The sequence below is a fragment of the Clostridium sp. KNHs214 genome, assembly GCF_000744935.1.
Classification (GTDB): domain Bacteria; phylum Bacillota; class Clostridia; order Clostridiales; family Clostridiaceae; genus Haloimpatiens.
Genome location: NZ_JQMW01000009.1, coordinates 1,265,755 through 1,282,878, shown reverse-complemented (window position 1 = coordinate 1,282,878; position 17,124 = coordinate 1,265,755). Strand labels below are relative to the sequence as shown.

Below are 17,124 nucleotides of genomic sequence, written 5' to 3'. Positions count from 1 at the left end.
AGAATGATACCGAAATATAGTTTACCTTTATCTACAAAAGTTGCTGTATTAAAATTATAGATGCAGCAATTAAAAATTACAAAGACATAGGCTAAATAAGTAAGAAACTTTGATTTGAAAATATTTAATCATGTAGAAATAAATTAGTAGAGAATAGAAAGGGGGAAATTATATATGAAAAGATTTGGGACACAGTATTTAGGCAGAACATTAAAAATGTGGGAGATATTTCATAACTCTACAGAGAATCACGCAGAGATTAGAGAAGTTCTTAAGAGTTTACAAGATGGATATTCTGAGCGAAATTTAGAAAAAGTTAATACTTTTATAGATGAACTTTTTGTAGCAGGAAAGGATACACATGTTCTAGGTACTGGTACCGGAGAGCTGTATTTAGGAAGTGACAACGTAAAAGAATTGATTGCAGGGGATTGGGAATACTGGGGTGATGTAAATATAGATTGGCAAAATGCACATATTTCTGTTGAAGGTAATGTGGCATGGTTTGCAACTAATGGCTCAGTAAAATACACTTTTGAAGATGCACCAGAAAAGTATGATCGCCATGTTAAGTATATAAAAGAGAAGATCCAAGAGAGAGGACTTACACCAAAGCAAAAGATTTCTTTTATTAATTGGTTTTTGACTCTAGTATATCATCAACGTGAGGGCAATATGAGGGAATACTTATGGCCATTGGATTTAAGTGGGGTTATTTTAAAGGATGCTGGCAAGTGGAAAATTGCTCATCTTCAATTTTCTATACCAAAACCTATTTTCCCAGATGAACGTTTTGAAAGTTCAGAAGAATATATAAGGAGTTACAATGAGCAAAATGATATAGTTAATGAGTATAAAAATAACCAAATGACTAAAGAACTAAAAACTTTGGTTAAAAGTTTAGAAAAAGAATTCTTTGGGCAAAAATATATTTCAAAGGAAATTGTGAACAAGTATTTTGCAGTAGATAATCTCCCATATGTAATTGGTCCAGAAAATCAGTGGTATTGTGGTGCTGAAGAAATAAGAAAATTTTTTAATGATAATGCTGATTCAACACTTTCTCTAGATTTAGAACATGCAATTGCATCAAAATCTGGTGAGATTTCATGGATAACAGTTACAGGAGTACTGAAGCAAAGGTTGACAGAAGATGAGCTGGCTGAACGTTCTCTTGAAGAATTGGATAACCTAGTTAATGCTGATCTTACTTCAAAAGAAAAGATATTTGCTATTCAAAGAAATATATCATATGTATTAAAGGAAAGTGCTATAGGGCCAAACTATACTTGTCCAATCAGGCTAACTGCAGTAATTTTAAATCAGAGCAAAGGTCCTGTATTTGAACACATACATTTTTCATTTCCATTCTATTGGATAATGGAAGGAAAATTAGATGATGTTGTATAGAATTTATGTGTTCATTTTGAAATTTTGTAAAAGCGAAATATAACTTAAACTGCCTATAACTAAAGAAGTAGATAAGGTAAATATAAGATATGTAGATACAAAACAAGACATCATTAATGTAGCTAGTTTTGATAATATGCAATTTAATCAACAAGGTACTAAATAAAAAAATAAGTAAATGATTAAACCACAAAAAGGTATAATGTGATAGAATTATGAAATTTCTCCTCCATGACTTGCATAAGAGCTCGGAACAATAAATTTAATTTAAGAAATTCTAATCTTTTAGCCATATAAAATTATCTAACGCTCACATTCAGCGTCCTGCCTCAGGTTCGCTAGCCTGGCGTCCTTGCCAGACTTACGATAATTTTATCTGTCTAAAAGAAGAATTTCTAAAATTAAATTTAAACAGTTCCTTTGCTTCTTATGCAAGTCATTCCAGAGAAATTTCATAATTCAGGTAATGTAATGCTTTTTGTGGGATAATCAGTAAATAGATAATATAATAAAGAATACACTAAATACCGCTAATTAAGAAGTTTTTCTTAGTTAGCGGTATTTTATATTTTAAAAATTTCAAAATTCATTTCATAGTCATCCTTTCTAAACATAGCGTTTATTATATTTAATTGTACCCTAAAGTTTAAGTATTTAATTCATATCATGAGATTTTTTATTAAGGTACATTCAAATAAATAACAAGCCAGTATGCTAGTCTATTTTGCGTCATACTGCGTCAGCAGAACCCACCGATAGTTCTACTAGCGGCGGAACCTGCTTCCTTGTCTGACACAAAATATACCTGCATCTTTGACTTGTTATTTATTTTCATGTACCTAATTATAGTTAGAGAGGCATTAAATAAACTTAAAATGAAAGATAAATATAGAAAGTCAACTGGGAATAGGAACGAAAATACAAATAATTATTTAATACATAATATTAAACAATTTGGCTAAAAATACCCTAGGAGGTGAATTATTATGCAAATACAACTTAGTCAAAAAGAAAGAATGTTTTTAGAGGATGGAAAAATTCAAGAGGAAATTTGCATCCAAAAATACGAAAATTATGCTCAACAGGCTCAAGATGCAGAGTTAAAGCAACTTTTCAATAAACTTGCGGGAGAAGAACAGCATCACTATGATATTATCAATCAATTGCTTCAAGGACAGCAGCCAAATTTAAGCCATGGTCAGCAGGCTCAGCAAGCCACAATTCCAAATAATTTTCAAGGTACTATGAACAATAAAAGCGATAAAATACTTTGTAATGATTTGTTATCTACAGAAAAATATGTTGCAGGTACATATGGTATTGATGTTTTTGAATCTGCTAATCCTATAGTTAGGCAAGCAATGCAGCATATACAGCAAGATGAACAAAGACATGGTGAAGAGCTTTTTAATTATATGAATAGCCATCAAATGTATAATGTGAAATAGAATTTTATTATAAATGAAAAATTATAGATAAGTTCAAATATTGGACTTATCTTTTTCTAAATTTTATATAAAAGGTGGTATTATGGAGATAAAAAATATTTTTTTAGATGCAGAGAAATTAAATATACTAGAATTGTTTATTAGAACATCAATATTATATTTTATTTTGTTTATTTCTACTAAAGTAATGAAATTTCGTCAGCCTGGCATAATAACTCCATATAATTTCTTAATGGCAGCTGGAATCAGTCATATTGCTGCTTCTCGTATGGTGAGTCCTAAATCAAGACCAATTGATGCAGTTACAATAATAACAGTATACACTTTAATATATTTAGGAATTTCCTATTTGTATTTTAAGGCTCCGTCCATAGTTACGCAAAAGCCTAGGATATTGATTAAAAAGGGCAAAATAATCAGAGAAAATCTTTCAAAATCAAAATTAACTATTGATAATTTATTTTCTATATTGAGACAAAAAAATGCCCATAACCTTCAAAATGTCGAATACCTAGTAGCAGAAGCAACAGGAGACTTTAGTGTGGCTATTAATGGTAACAGCCTCCCTGTGACTAAGTTTGATATGTCAATAAGTACTCCCCAGGATATTTTATCAGAAATTCTTATTTATAAAGGAATAATTGATGAGCATATTCTTGAAAAAAACGATTTGAATTACGATTGGGTACAAGAACAGCTTAAGGTAAATAATCTAGATAATATAAATAGTATTTATTTGGGAATTTTAACTCCAGATAAAAAATTATTTTTAAATTAATGGGAGGAGTTTTATTTGAAAGTTTTTGGTGTTGTAAAAGATATTTCCTTATTAGGATATTTTATAAGAGCTTTTGTAGTAGGCATAATATCTTTTGTAGTAGGAAGATATATGATGAAAAGAACTATAAATCAGCTCACCTCGTATGACTTTACAGTAGTTTGGATATTAGGAGCTCTTACAGTTGCACCACTATTGGATGGTGAGATTTCCTTTACATATACAATTGTTCCCCTAGTAACTTTATTTTTTTGGCACTATATAATAAGTATTATATCTTTAAGAAATAGAAAATTATCATTTTTCTTTAATGGTAAGCCTATAATTCTTATAGAGAATGGAAAAATTATTAGAAAAAATTTAAAGAAACAATTTATAAATATTGATTTATTATTAAGTGAATTAAGACTTAAGAATATTTTTGATATTTCAGAGGTGAAATATGTAATTTTAGAACCTAATGGTCATTTTAGTATTATAAAAAAAGAGAGCAATAGACCAGTTACGCCAACAGATTTTAAGATATATACTAAACCTATAAATTTACCCTTGGTAATAATTAATGATGGAAAACTATTCGAAGAGAATTTAAAGAAGTTAGGTGTAGATAAGGAGTGGCTTATGAATAAGCTCAGTATGTATAATGTAGATGATATTACAAAAATTTATTTGACTACTATGGATGAGTCTAAAAAAATGTATGTTTCTAAAAAAGATATATGAAATGATATGATTAACCCACAATAAGGTAGAATGTAATGGAATTATGAAATTTCTCCTCCATGAGTTGCATAAGAGCTTGGAACAATAAATTTAATTTAAGAAATTCTAATCTTTTAGCCATATAAAATTATCTAACGCTCACATTCAGCGTCCTGCCTCAGGTTCGCTAGCCTGGCGTCCTTTTAAGGGTTACGATAATTTTATCTGTCTAAAAGAAGAATTTCTAAAATTAAATTTAAATAGTTCCTTCGCTTCTTATGCAACTCATTCCAGAGAAATTTCATAATTCAAGCAATGTAATACTTATTGTGGGTTAATCATGATATAACTTTTTATTTATTTAAAAAAAGGGCATTGCTGAAATTTTTATATGACAAAATCGATAAAATTTTGTTTTAAATATATTATAATAAAAAAATTTCATAAGAAAAGACAGAAAAAGTGTTAAAATGAAATAAATCTTGCAAAATATGTTGCATTTAGTAAGTGAAAGTAATATAATGAAAAATGAAAGAAAAAATTCATAAAATATTTAATTGCAATTTCATATAGCAATTTTACATTCATTTAGGGGGTCAGTTTATGGAACAGTTAGTTAGTGAAGAAAAGAGTTTCAGAATAGAAGGTGATTCTATCGGAACTAGAGAGGTACCAGAAAATGCTTATTATGGTGTGCAAACTTTAAGAGCAGTGGAAAATTTTAAAATAACAGGATTAAAAATTCATAAGGAATTTGTAAGAAGTCTTGCACAAATAAAAAAAGCAACTGCAATAACTAATGCAGAAGTTGGACTTATGGAGAAAGGCATTCAAAATGCTATTAAAAAAGCTTGTGATGAAATAATAGATGGAAGATTATATGATGAATTTATAACAGATCCTATTCAAGGCGGTGCAGGAACTTCTATGAATATGAATGCAAATGAAGTAATTGCCAATAGAGCCATTGAAATTTTAGGTGGAGAAAAGGGAGACTATAGTATAGTTCATCCTAATGATCATGTAAATATGGGACAATCTACTAATGATGTAATTCCTACTGCAGGTAAAATAACTGCGTTAAGGCTTATTCCAAAGGCAATAAAAGAGCTTATAAAACTTCATGAAGCATTATTAAGCAAGAGTGAAGAATTTGATGAAGTTATAAAAATGGGAAGAACTCAGATGCAGGATGCAGTGCCTATAAGATTGGGACAAGAATTTGCAGCTTACAGTGCAGTAATAGCTAGAGATATTAAAAGACTTGAAAATGTAATGGAAAGTTTAAAAACTGTGAATATGGGTGCTACAGCTATAGGAACAGGTATAAATGCAGATAAACAGTATGAAAATAAAATAGTACCTAATCTTGCAAAAGTTACTGGTATGTCATTAAAACAATCAGAGAATTTAGTAGATGGAACTCAAAATGTGGATTGTTTCGTAGAGGTATCTTCAATTATTAAAACTTGTGCTGTAAGTTTATCAAAAATGGCAAATGATTTAAGACTTATGTCTTCAGGACCAAGAACAGGATTTGGAGAAATAAACCTTCCTCCAAAGCAAAATGGTTCTTCTATAATGCCAGGTAAGGTAAATCCTGTAATACCAGAAGTAGTGAGTCAAATAGCATTTAATATTGTGGGAAATGATATGACTATCACTATGGCTGCAGAAGCTGGTCAATTGGAATTAAATGCTTTTGAACCAGTTATATTCTATAATTTGTTTGAATCTATAGAAACTTTAACTAATGGGGTAGACACTTTTATTAATAATTGTATAATAGGAATAACAGCTAATAAAAAAAGATGTCAAAACTTGGTTGAAAATAGTATAGGTATAGTTACAGTTCTTTGTCCATACATAGGTTATAAGGAAGCTGCTAAAATTGCAAAAACAGCTATGAAAACAGGAGAGTCCGTAAGAAAAATAATATTAAAGTCAGGACTTTTAAATGAAGAAAAGATAGATGAAGTGCTTGATGCTATGGCTATGACAGAACCAGGTATAACTACAAAATGTCTTACAGCAAACTAAAGCATAGTATACAAGGAGGGTTATATAATGGGAAATTTAAAAGAAAGAGCACTAAAATTTCATAAAGATTATAGAGGTAAAATTGAACTTAAATGTAAGGTACCTGTTAAAAGTAATGAAGATTTAACTATGGCATATACGCCAGGAGTAGCTGAACCTTGTTTGGAAATCAATAAAAACCCAGAAGATATATATGAGTATACAGCTAAAGGAAATATGGTAGCTGTAGTAACTAATGGCACAGCAGTATTAGGGCTTGGCGATATAGGAGCAGGGGCAGGACTTCCAGTCATGGAAGGAAAAGCAGTTTTATTTAAGGCTTTCGGAGGAGTAGATGCTTTCCCAATATGTTTAGATACAAAGGATGTAAATAAAATTGTAGAAACTGTAAAACTTATGGAACCTGGTTTTGGAGGAGTGAATTTAGAAGATATTAAAGCTCCAGAATGTTTTGAAATAGAGGAAAGACTTAAGAAAATATCAAATATTCCTATATTTCATGATGATCAGCATGGTACTGCAGTGGTTTCAACTGCGTGCATTATAAATGCCTTAAAGGTTGTAAATAAGAAGTTTGAAGATATAACTGTAGTAGTAAATGGAGCAGGTGCTGCGGGAACAGCTATCACAAAATTAATTTTAAAAATGGGAGCAAAAGATGTTATATTATGCGATTCCAAGGGTGCAATATATAAGGGAAGACCAGAAGGAATGAATAAATATAAAGATGAGATGGCTAATATAACAAATAAGAATTCAGTGAAAGGAAATTTAGCTGAAGTGTTAAAGGGAGCAGATGTATTCTTAGGAGTATCTGTTGCAAATTGTGTAACTAAAGAAATGGTTAAATCTATGAATAAAGATGCTATTATCATGGCTATGGCAAATCCTAACCCAGAGATACTACCAAAAGATGCTATAGAAGCAGGAGCTAAAGTAGTGTGTACAGGAAGATCAGATTTCCCTAATCAGGTTAATAATGTAGTAGCATTTCCAGGAATATTTAGAGGAGCTCTTGATGTACAAGCTTCCGAGATAAATGATGAAATGAAAATGGCAGCAGCTTATGCTATAGCAGGATTAGTAGGAGAAGAAAAGTTAGATCCAAATTACGTTATTCCTGAGGCATTTGATTTGAGAATAGCACCAAAGGTAGCAGCCGGTGTTGCAAAGGCAGCTATAGATACAGGTGTTGCAAGAAGAAAAGATGTTACTCCTGAAATGGTAGAAGAACATACAAAGAAGATACTAGGTATTTAACTTTCTTAGCATATAAAAATATGTTTGTTAAAACATCTAAGATAAAAAACTAAAAACACGTTCATACAAAAATATAATTTAATAAGAGTATCCATGATTAATGTCTAGTAAAGGAAAAACCCTGTTAAACAACAAAGTTTAATAGGGTTTTTTCTGCAAAATTTCTACAAAATAAAGTAGCATATAGCAATTTGAAAATTTATGTAACAATGCAAAAAACAAATTATCAGAAAATATTGTGATTTAGAAAAGTATATGATAAAATAAATTTCATAAAGGAGTCGAAAAATATATAAAAATGACATTGGGTTAAGGGGGAACAATAATGGGAAAGAATGATATTTACTTATCCAAAATTCAGTTAAAAGATGTTTTGGATATAGAACTGCTTCAAAAATTTCAAGATAATTTTGCCCAAAGTATGGATTTAGCAAGTGTTACGGTAGATATGGAAGGAAACCCTGTTACAAGGCCAAGCTCCTATACTAGTTTCTGTATGGATTATACTCATTCAACAAAAGCAGGAGATGATAGATGTGCTCAATCTCATAGAAAGGGAGGAGAAGAAGCTGCAAAGACTGGAAGACCATATGTATATACATGTCATGCGGGACTTATAGATTTTGCAGCACCTATTATTGTAGATGGAACGCAAATTGGAACAATACTTGGAGGACAAATACTTACATCAAAACCCCAAGAGGATGGTTTTAGAAAAACCGCAAGGGAAATTGGCGTAGATGAAGATGGTTACATACAAGCTGCTAATAAAGTAAAAATATCAACAGAAAAAAATATTAGAGCTGCTGCCGAAGTGCTTTTTATAGTAGCAAATGCTCTGTCTAAAGTTGGATATCAACAGCTTAAATTAAAGAACACAAGTAACGATTTGGTGGAAAGCTTTTCCCAAATTTCAGCCACAATGGAAGAACTTGCTTCCTCTTCAGTAACTATTACCAATAATCAAGAAACACTTAACAAGGAAATTGTAAATGTTAAAAATATATCAGAAAAAATTAATGAAATATTAGATTCAATTAAAAGTATTGCCGATGCCACTAAAATGCTTGGATTAAATGCAGCTATAGAAGCTGCAAGGGCTGGAGAAGCTGGAAGAGGTTTTGGAGTTGTTGCTACAGAAATCAGAACGCTTTCAGAAAGTTCAAAGGAAACAGCAATGCAAATAGTAAAGTTAACAGCTCATATTGAAAGTTCAGTTCAAAAAACTTTAGAAGCTTCAGAATCAACAATGATTAATACTGAACAACAATCAGCGGCAATACAACAAACAACTGCAAGTATTGAAGAGCTACTAGCATTAACTAATGAACTTAATGATATGGCAAAACAAAAATAATAGAATTGCTAATTAGTATACTGTAAAATTAAGAATCGATTTAGATCGATTCTTTTTTATTTTTTGCAGGTAGGTATAAAGAATGAATATATAGCTACTAAATTCAAATATGACCAATGCTTTAAATACGTGGAGCAGCTTAGGGTGACCATTATATGTCATTGATTGTAATGTACATATAGTATATAATTATGAAAGTAAAAATATTAGAGTTGTTTAGAGGGATGATAATATGTTTTCAAATGAAATAGATGAGTTGGTAAAACAGCGTCAGTCACAAGTAAGAAAGGAAAAGAGTCAGATTCCCTATGGGATTATGCTCATTTTAATTGCATTTATGCTTTGCATTATATTTTGGCAAAAGCAGCCTAGATATGTGACATTTTTAAGTGTTGGAATTATAATCGGTATAATTTTAAGGTATTCACGATTTTGTTTCACCGCAGCATTTAGGGATCCTTTTATTACGGGTAGTACTAGGGTGCTAAGAGGTATGATATTATCTATGATGGTAAGTACTATTGGTTTTGCTGTAATACAATCCAGGTATATTCATAGCAAAGGTGCTAATTATGAAATGATTCCAGGAGCTGTTAGTTCTGTAGGCGTTCATGTAATGATTGGTGCATTTATATTTGGTATAGGAATGGTTTTAGCAGGAGGATGTGCTTCGGGTGTACTTATGAGAATTGGTGAAGGACATGCCCTTCATTGGGTTGTTCTTATAGGCTTTATAATTGGAACCTTGCTAGGGGCAAAAGATTATTCTTTCTGGTATGAGCATTTTATTAAAAATGCAAAGACAATTTATTTTTCTGAGTACTTAGATTTAAAAATTGTTGTTTTATTGCAGATGATAGTATTGATGATTTTATATAAATTGGCAGTATGGTATGAAAATAGACGTTTTAAAGAATTGTAATGGAGGAATTTCATATGACCGTAAGAAAACTAGATTGTTTAAGTGAATTATGTCCAGTACCCTTGCTACGGGCTATGAAGGAACTTAAGACAATGGGACCAGGAGATATTTTGATTCTTAGTTCTGATCATAGTTGTGTGGCCATTGATATAGAGAAATGGGCAACAGAAAAAAAATATCCTGTAAAGCTTCTTGAGCTGGGTGCAGGAGAATGGGAAGTGTATATTCAAAAGCCAAAAGAAAAATAGGAGAGATATATGATGAAGTCTATAAGCAAATATCTTAAAAAACCTTGGCCTCATTGGGTAGGAGGAATATTATTAGGAATAATGAATGTGATTTTACTAGCTTTAACTGGAGTGAGTTGGCAAATAACTAGCGGTTTTTTGCTATGGGGAGTTGGTGTATTACAATGGGTTGGATTAAATCCATTGAACTGGCAGTATTTTAGCCATTTCAAGTCCTATTATTCTCCTGTGATTTTGCATGAAAATGTATTTATTAACCAATATACAATTTTGAATATAGGTGTAGTTATAGGATCTCTAGTTGCAACATTATTAGCTTCACAATTCAAATGGAAGAAAATAAAGAGTAAAAAGCAGCTTATATTTGCCCTTATAGGAGGGATTATGATGGGATATGGAACTAGGCTTGCTGTTGGCTGCAATATTGGAGCTTTTTTTAGTGGAATACCATCCTTTTCCTTACATGCTTGGGTTTTTGGAATTTTTGTTATAATTGGTACATGGGTAGGAGTTAAGATTTTAATTCGATTTTTTATATAAATGAGAAAAATTATTTAATATATTATTTTTAATGGTCTTTAGTTATGTACTAATTCCTAGGTTTTAGGTGTTAGGTTATATTACTAATATAGTCCATTAGACATTCTTTTTAGAATCCAGTATCTAGAACCTAGGAACTGAATACAGGCGGCAACTAAATTATAACCACTTAAGCATTGAGGTGGACTAGGTTTTAACAAAAACCTCGCTTATTGGAAATTATAAAATCTACAAACATTTGCTCGTATTCTGTAAAGGTATATTTTTTTCTTGAAGCTATGTAATAGCTAAAAGAAATTCTTAAATCATCTACCTGAACTGTTTCAATTGTGTGTTTTTTTAGTTCTTGAGCAACTGCTAACTTGGGTAAAAATGAAAAACCTTTTCCTGAAAGTATAGAAGATTTAATGGCTTCTGGAGAGTTTAAATCATAAATCACATTTAAATCTTCTACATTTATTTTATTTTCTTTTAATGATTTTTCAATCACATATCTAGTGCCAGAAGTATTTTCACGTAAAATTAAGGGAATCTCTTTCAATTCTTCTTTAGAAATTTTTTTAGGTGAATTATTACTATTTCCCACCAAGAGAAGTTCATCTGAGATAATAGGCTGAGTAACGATACCATCTATTTTGGGAGCGTGTTGGATGATTCCAATGTTAATTGTATGTTCTTGCAGCTTTTGGATAACTTCAGTTGAATTTATTACTTCCATACGAATATCCACTTCTTCGTGTAAGTGTTTAAAAGTAAAAATACTACAAGGTAGAGCATATTCTCCTACACTTTTGCAAGCACCAATCATTAACTTTGGTCGGTCTTGATGCAAATTTATCAAATCTCTCTTAATATTTCCTTGGATAGAAAGTAGAGTGTCTGCATAGTTAAATACAACCTTTCCTTCTTCTGTTAGCTCAACACCTTTGTTACTTCGGTTTAAAAGACTTACACCTAGTTCATTTTCTAAACTTTTAAGCTGTCCACTGAGTCCAGGTTGGGTAAGGTGAAGAATTTGAGCAGCTTTTGAAATACTATTATGTTTTACTGTCATATAAAATGATTGAAGGTATTCAAGATTCATAAAATCACATCCTAAAAATAGTTATACATCTACCCTATTATTGTACAGAAATAAATATATTTATTCAAGTTAGTCCATTTTGTATTTAGCTAAGGCACATTCAAATAAATAACAAGTCAGTATGCTAGTCTACTTTGCGTCATACTGCGTCAGCAGGTTCCGCCGATAGTAATCTAAAGGCGGAACCTGCTTCCTTGTCTGACACAAAATATACCAGCATCTTTGACTTGTTATTTCTTTTCATGTACCTAAAGGAAAGTGTTATAGTATATAGCATTTACTTTCTATGAAACATGAATAATATGTAATATAATTTTGATAGATAATTAACAAACAAAATTGCGCAGTTCAAATTTATAAAAATATACATAAATTTATTTTATTATCCAAGTATTAGGTGACTAAATTGACTAGATTAGTTAACATATTTGTAATATCTTTTAGGTTAAGTGAGCAGAGTACAATTATGTTATGTTAATATCCGTTAAAAAAATCACACAACATAAATAATTTAAAGAATAAGGAGGAAAAAAATGAAGAAGACTGAACAAATTTTAGGATTTATAGGAATTTTATTAGTATTAATTTTAGGTAAGACATTTTTAAAAACGGACATGCTATTTTTTAGACTTTTAGTGGGTGTAGGACTTGGTTACGCTTTGTCTAGAGCTTACACAGGATTTGCAGGCAGTGTAAATCGTGCATTTAACACTGGATCAACGAAATTAATGAGAACTCTTATGTTTCTTTTCTTTATCACATCTTTATTAACTACCGCATTTTTGTTTAAAGCGGACCCAACTAAATACGATCTTTGGATAAATCCAATTAATTTTGGCTTAATTGTTGGTGGAATTCTATTTGGATTTGGTATGTCATTTTCATCCTGCTGCGCTTCAGGGGTACTTACAGATCTAGTAACTGGTTTACCTAGGGCACTTGTTACATTAATATTCTTTGGATTAGGTGTATTTTTAGGATTCCCTATACAAAATACTGCTGATTGGATTAAGAACTCTTGGTTTTCGACACCAGTAGGTGAAAAATTAGCAGGTGGTGTGTTCATGCCTGACCTATTTAAATGGGATGGACTTGAGGGCTATTTAGGTGCATTAGTACTAACAGCTATATTTTGTGGAATTGTTGTATTTATTGCCTATGCTTATGAAAGAAATCGTAAGAAGAATAACACTTATAATGGACACACTATGGAAAAATTACAAGATAAGAATGAAACTTTCGACACTGAGGAATATAAGTTCTTAAGTAAGGAAAACTATAATAGAATATTTTCTAAACCTTGGACTTTAGTACAAGGAGCTGTAGTTATCAGTATATTATTTGCACTACTTATGGGTGTTACTAAAGCTGGATGGGGAGCATCTACTCCTTATGGAATTTGGTTTGGTAAATTTTTAATGATATTTGGAGTTTCACCAGAAACATTAGCAGCTTTCACAAAAATGCCAGCAAAGGCATACGCTCTACCATTCTTTCAACATGCGGTTTCAGTTCAGAATTTTGGAATACTATTAGGAACAGCAATATATTTGCTAACAGCTGGTAAGTTCATGAAGACCTTTATGTCAGAGATGCACATTACAGTAAGGGAAGTAGTACTATTTGCATTAGGTGGAATCACTATGGGATTAGGTACTAGATTTGCAAACGGATGTAACGTAGGAGCATTATATACACCTATTGCAAACTTCTCACTTTCCGGTTGGATATTCTTAATTTTCATGGTTATAGGTGGTATTGTAGGAAATAAGTGTGCAAGAAAGTGGTTCAAGTAACAATATAGTCATTTAAATAAATTGTAAACACATAACTTAGCAGTCTATGACTGCTAGGTTTCTATACATATAGATGAAACTTTATAATCTAAAGTCAATGGAAAATATTTATGGCTTTTGCATATGCACATTTACATTGGCTAATTTCATTAAAATTATAGGAGGCGTTAAATTATGGGTAAGAGAATTTTAATTGTTGGTGGAGTAGCTGGAGGAGCTTCAGTTGCAGCAAGAGCAAGAAGAATTGATGAAGCAGCAGAAATAATAATGTTTGAAAGGGGACCTCACGTATCTTTTTCTAACTGTGCTTTACCATTTCACTTAAGTGGAATGGTAGAAAATGGTGATGACTTAGTTTTAATGTGTCCGGAGCAGTTTAAAAAGCAATATAATATTGAAGCTAGAGTTAACAGTGAAGTTATAAAGATAAAGAGAGAAGAAAAGAAAATAGTAGTGAAAAATCTTCTTACAGGAGAAGAATATGAAGAGTCCTATGACAAATTGGTTTTATCTCCAGGGGCTAACCCAATTCTTCCAAGAAGCATTGAAGGAATAGATGGTTCAAATGTTTTCACCGTAAGAAATGTAGTTGATATAAAGAAACTTAAAGGAAGTATAATTGAAAATAATATTCAGGATATAGCTGTTGTTGGTGGTGGATTTATTGGAGTAGAAGTAGCGGAGAACCTACGTCTAGCAGGCAAAAACGTAAGTTTAATAGAAGCATTAGATCAGATAATGAATCCTTTTGATTATGATATGGCTCAAATACTTCACAAAGAGATGATAGACAAGGGAGTTAATCTTATATTAAGTGATGGAGTAAAGAAAATAAATGAGGATTCTGTAGAGTTACAATCAGGCAAAAATGTCCCTGCAAAGGCTGTAGTAATGGCTATTGGCGTTTGTCCTGAAACTAGTTTAGCTAGAGAAGCTGGACTTGAAATAGGTGTAACTGGAGGTATAAAAGTTGATCATAACTATGTAACTAATGATAAGAATATATATGCTGTAGGTGATGCTATAGAGGTTTATAACCGTATGAGCCAAAAACCTTCAAGATTAGCACTAGCAGGTCCTGCTCAAAGACAAGCTAGAGCAGCAGCTGATCATATGTATAATATTCCTCACAATAACAAAGGTGTAATAGGCTCCTCTGTAGTCCAAATATTTGATTTAGGAGCTGCATGCACAGGATTTAATGAAAAAACTGCAAAAGCAGCGGGAATTTCTTACGATTTTGCATATGTAATTCCAGGAGATAAAGTTGGTTTGATGCCAAATAATAACCCAATGCATTTTAAACTTATATATGAATATCCAACAGGAAGAATACTTGGAGCTCAAGCTATAGGAAGAGGAAATGTAGATAAGAGAATAGACGTTATTGCTACAATGATTACAATGGGTGGAACGCTAGAAGATTTAAAGGAATTAGAGCTATGTTATGCTCCTTTATTTGGAACTGCCAAGGATGTAGTGAATCATGCAGCATTAGTAGGACTAAACCTATTATATGGTAGGTTTAGGCAAGTTTCAGTAACAAAGGTTAGAGAACTAGTGGAAAGTAATGCATTTATCATAGATGTAAGAGAGAAGCATGAATATGAAGCGGGGCATCTTAAAAATGCAGTTAATATTCCATTAAGTGAAATCAGAGAAAGATTGAATGAAATTCCAAAAGATAAGCCAGTATACTTACATTGCCGCTCAAGCCAAAGAAGCTATAATGCAATAATGGCACTACAAAACATTGGATATGATAATGTGATCAATATATCAGGTTCTTATCTAGGAATTTGCTGCTATGAATATTACCAAGATAAGGTAACAGGAAGAGCAAAGATAGTTACAGAATATAACTTTAAGTAAAGGTTGATTTTATGAGAAAAAAATTAAACAGAATAGATATACTAGCCTTAGCATTAGGATCTATTATTGGATGGGGATCATTTACTCTCCCTGGTTCAAAGTTTCTTCATGAAAGTGGTATCATTAGTACGGCCATGGGTTTTATACTGGGTGGCCTTGCTATTCTTTTTATACAAAAGGGATATCACATCATGATGGAGAATCATCAAGAAGATGGAGGAGAATTCTCTTATACCTATAGAAATATGGGTAAGGTCAATGGTTTTGTAGTAGGATGGTCTCTGACTTTATGTTATATAAGCATGGTTCCATTGAATGCTACAGCATTCGTATTAGTAATTAAGAAGTTGTTTGGTACAGCAATGGATTTTGGATATCTATATAACATAGCTGGTTATCCTGTATATTTGTCAGAGATTATTATTGCTAGCTTAATAATTTTAGTGTTTGCTTATGTGAATATTAAGGGACTAAAGTTCAGTTCTAGAGTACAGAACATAATGATCTTATTGATGGTGGTAAATGTAATTTTAGTATTTACTTTCATGTTCATAAAGACAGACCATAGCTTAATTATGAATAACTATATTGTTAACTATAAGTTTAACATTAATGAGGTTGCGAAAATTTTTGCAATAGTTCCTTTCTTATTTGTGGGGTTTGATGTAATACCACAAGTGTCTACAGAGTTAAGTTTTGAACCTGCAAAAGCTACAAGAATGGCAGTATTAGCTATATTCACTGGAGTGCTTTTTTATAATCTTTTAAATATTACAACTGGTTTGGTATATACTCCAGAGAAAGCGCTTTTGGAACAATGGGCTCTAGGAACTGCCGTACTGAATAATATGGGATATATAGGATTTATGTTGCTTATAATATCACTGGCTGGGGCAGTGGCTGGTGGAATAAATGGCTTTATGTTAGGCAGCAGCAAGCTCATAGGAGCGTTGTCTAGATATAGACTTATTCCAGCAAAGTACAATAAGGAAAATCAAAATGGCGTATTTGACAATGGAGTTAAATTTGTAGCTTTAGCTAGTCTAATAGCACCTTGGTTGGGTAGAGAGGTTATTATCTATATAGTAGATATGTCATCGTTACTAGCTGCTGTAGCATATTTTTATGTATGTTATATTAGTTTTAAACATTCAATAGGACTGGACAGATATTTTTCATTAGTGGGTGCTTTTATAAGTCTTGTATTTATAGGATTACTTATTATACCAGGTTCCCCTGCAAGATTAAGCAGTCCATCTATGCTGCTAATGGTTTTATGGGCAGTGTTAGGATACTTTTACTATAAAAGATATTCAAATAGCATGAAATAATTTGAACAATAGTGTTTTCAAACAAGTTATTATAAACTTAACAAATAAGGTAGGAAAAGACTATAAAGAATGAACTGCCCTCTGTCAAGTAGACAGGTAAAAAATATAAATTAAGATACCAAGGTCTGATTTCGATATTCTATCGGAGTCAGACCTTTTAACGTTGCTTGAAGCCTTCTGGTATTGTAAAACTCTGTATACTTATCAATTGCAAAATGCAATTTATCAAAATAATAGAAGTTTTCAATGTAATACATTTACGACTATTTAATTGTAGACAACAAAAATAAAGTAAAATAATAAGGAAAGTCTAAATATTAGAACTTTAATATAAAA

Annotated in this window: 15 protein-coding genes; 13 read left to right on the top strand and 2 right to left on the bottom strand. The window is 31.5% G+C overall.

Going from position 1 to position 17,124, the window contains the following annotated elements; all coding sequences use genetic code 11:
- The first annotated feature begins 174 nt into the window (after positions 1-174).
- The 10 genes from CC89_RS08560 (at position 175) to CC89_RS08515 (ending at position 10,705) form a co-directional block, all read left to right on the top strand.
- Positions 175-1,410 (top strand): nuclear transport factor 2 family protein, encoded by a 1,236-nt coding sequence (locus CC89_RS08560; protein ID WP_035291056.1) that lies wholly within the window; start codon positions 175-177, stop codon positions 1,408-1,410.
- Between the two features lie 986 nt (positions 1,411-2,396).
- Positions 2,397-2,858, top strand: coding sequence for a spore coat protein (locus tag CC89_RS08555; protein WP_035291055.1), 462 nt, complete (start codon positions 2,397-2,399; stop codon positions 2,856-2,858).
- Positions 2,859-2,940: 82 nt separating this feature from the next.
- On the top strand, positions 2,941-3,636 hold the full coding sequence (locus CC89_RS08550) for a DUF421 domain-containing protein (protein ID WP_035291053.1): 696 nt from the start codon (positions 2,941-2,943) through the stop codon (positions 3,634-3,636).
- 15 nt (positions 3,637-3,651) lie between these two features.
- Complete coding sequence (locus CC89_RS08545) at positions 3,652-4,359, top strand: YetF domain-containing protein (protein ID WP_035291052.1); 708 nt, start codon at positions 3,652-3,654, stop codon at positions 4,357-4,359.
- Positions 4,360-4,941: 582 nt separating this feature from the next.
- A complete protein-coding gene (locus CC89_RS08540; protein WP_035291051.1) occupies positions 4,942-6,378 on the top strand; it encodes an aspartate ammonia-lyase in 1,437 nt (478 codons plus the stop codon).
- A 27-nt stretch (positions 6,379-6,405) separates the two neighbouring features.
- Complete coding sequence (locus tag CC89_RS08535; protein WP_035291050.1) at positions 6,406-7,638, top strand: NAD(P)-dependent malic enzyme; 1,233 nt, start codon at positions 6,406-6,408, stop codon at positions 7,636-7,638.
- Between the two features lie 325 nt (positions 7,639-7,963).
- A complete protein-coding gene (locus tag CC89_RS08530; protein WP_035291049.1) occupies positions 7,964-8,995 on the top strand; it encodes a PocR ligand-binding domain-containing protein in 1,032 nt (343 codons plus the stop codon).
- A 232-nt stretch (positions 8,996-9,227) separates the two neighbouring features.
- A complete protein-coding gene (locus tag CC89_RS08525) occupies positions 9,228-9,917 on the top strand; it encodes a YeeE/YedE thiosulfate transporter family protein (protein ID WP_035291048.1) in 690 nt (229 codons plus the stop codon).
- Between the two features lie 14 nt (positions 9,918-9,931).
- Positions 9,932-10,165, top strand: a complete 234-nt coding sequence (locus CC89_RS08520; protein WP_035291047.1) for a sulfurtransferase TusA family protein — start codon at positions 9,932-9,934, stop codon at positions 10,163-10,165.
- 9 nt (positions 10,166-10,174) lie between these two features.
- Positions 10,175-10,705 carry a YeeE/YedE thiosulfate transporter family protein gene (locus tag CC89_RS08515; RefSeq protein WP_353601160.1) on the top strand — a complete coding sequence of 177 codons (531 nt, stop codon included), beginning with the start codon at positions 10,175-10,177 and terminating at the stop codon, positions 10,703-10,705.
- Between the two features lie 193 nt (positions 10,706-10,898).
- Here CC89_RS08515 and CC89_RS08510 read toward each other — a convergent pair whose 3' ends face one another.
- Complete coding sequence (locus CC89_RS08510) at positions 10,899-11,789, bottom strand: LysR substrate-binding domain-containing protein (protein WP_035291045.1); 891 nt, start codon at positions 11,787-11,789, stop codon at positions 10,899-10,901.
- A 533-nt stretch (positions 11,790-12,322) separates the two neighbouring features.
- On the opposite strand from CC89_RS08510, the gene CC89_RS08505 reads away from it, so the two are divergent.
- The 3 genes from CC89_RS08505 (at position 12,323) to CC89_RS08495 (ending at position 16,788) form a co-directional block, all read left to right on the top strand.
- Positions 12,323-13,585 (top strand): YeeE/YedE family protein, encoded by a 1,263-nt coding sequence (locus CC89_RS08505; protein ID WP_035291044.1) that lies wholly within the window; start codon positions 12,323-12,325, stop codon positions 13,583-13,585.
- Between the two features lie 174 nt (positions 13,586-13,759).
- Entirely contained in the window at positions 13,760-15,457 is a 1,698-nt protein-coding gene (locus CC89_RS08500) for an FAD-dependent oxidoreductase (protein ID WP_035291043.1), read from the top strand.
- Positions 15,458-15,468: 11 nt separating this feature from the next.
- Entirely contained in the window at positions 15,469-16,788 is a 1,320-nt protein-coding gene (locus CC89_RS08495; protein WP_035291042.1) for an APC family permease, read from the top strand.
- Between the two features lie 110 nt (positions 16,789-16,898).
- On the opposite strand, the gene CC89_RS21430 is transcribed toward CC89_RS08495, so the two are convergent.
- Positions 16,899-17,045, bottom strand: a complete 147-nt coding sequence (locus tag CC89_RS21430; RefSeq protein WP_081896998.1) for an IS3 family transposase — start codon at positions 17,043-17,045, stop codon at positions 16,899-16,901.
- Between the last annotated feature and the right edge of the window lie 79 nt (positions 17,046-17,124).

Excerpts from the sequence above, each read along its gene's own strand:
- CC89_RS08560 (WP_035291056.1), top strand. The coding sequence starts at position 175 with ATGAAAAGATTTGGGACACAGTATTTAGGCAGAACATTAAAAATGTGG.
- CC89_RS08555 (WP_035291055.1), top strand. The coding sequence starts at position 2,397 with ATGCAAATACAACTTAGTCAAAAAGAAAGAATGTTTTTAGAGGATGGA.
- CC89_RS08550 (WP_035291053.1), top strand. The coding sequence starts at position 2,941 with ATGGAGATAAAAAATATTTTTTTAGATGCAGAGAAATTAAATATACTA.
- CC89_RS08540 (WP_035291051.1), top strand. The coding sequence starts at position 4,942 with ATGGAACAGTTAGTTAGTGAAGAAAAGAGTTTCAGAATAGAAGGTGAT.
- CC89_RS08535 (WP_035291050.1), top strand. The coding sequence starts at position 6,406 with ATGGGAAATTTAAAAGAAAGAGCACTAAAATTTCATAAAGATTATAGA.
- CC89_RS08530 (WP_035291049.1), top strand. The coding sequence starts at position 7,964 with ATGGGAAAGAATGATATTTACTTATCCAAAATTCAGTTAAAAGATGTT.
- CC89_RS08525 (WP_035291048.1), top strand. The coding sequence starts at position 9,228 with ATGTTTTCAAATGAAATAGATGAGTTGGTAAAACAGCGTCAGTCACAA.
- CC89_RS08520 (WP_035291047.1), top strand. The coding sequence starts at position 9,932 with ATGACCGTAAGAAAACTAGATTGTTTAAGTGAATTATGTCCAGTACCC.
- CC89_RS08515 (WP_353601160.1), top strand. The coding sequence starts at position 10,175 with ATGATGAAGTCTATAAGCAAATATCTTAAAAAACCTTGGCCTCATTGG.
- CC89_RS08510 (WP_035291045.1), bottom strand. The coding sequence starts at position 11,789 with ATGAATCTTGAATACCTTCAATCATTTTATATGACAGTAAAACATAAT.
- CC89_RS08505 (WP_035291044.1), top strand. The coding sequence starts at position 12,323 with ATGAAGAAGACTGAACAAATTTTAGGATTTATAGGAATTTTATTAGTA.
- CC89_RS08500 (WP_035291043.1), top strand. The coding sequence starts at position 13,760 with ATGGGTAAGAGAATTTTAATTGTTGGTGGAGTAGCTGGAGGAGCTTCA.
- CC89_RS08495 (WP_035291042.1), top strand. The coding sequence starts at position 15,469 with ATGAGAAAAAAATTAAACAGAATAGATATACTAGCCTTAGCATTAGGA.
- CC89_RS21430 (WP_081896998.1), bottom strand. The coding sequence starts at position 17,045 with ATGTATTACATTGAAAACTTCTATTATTTTGATAAATTGCATTTTGCA.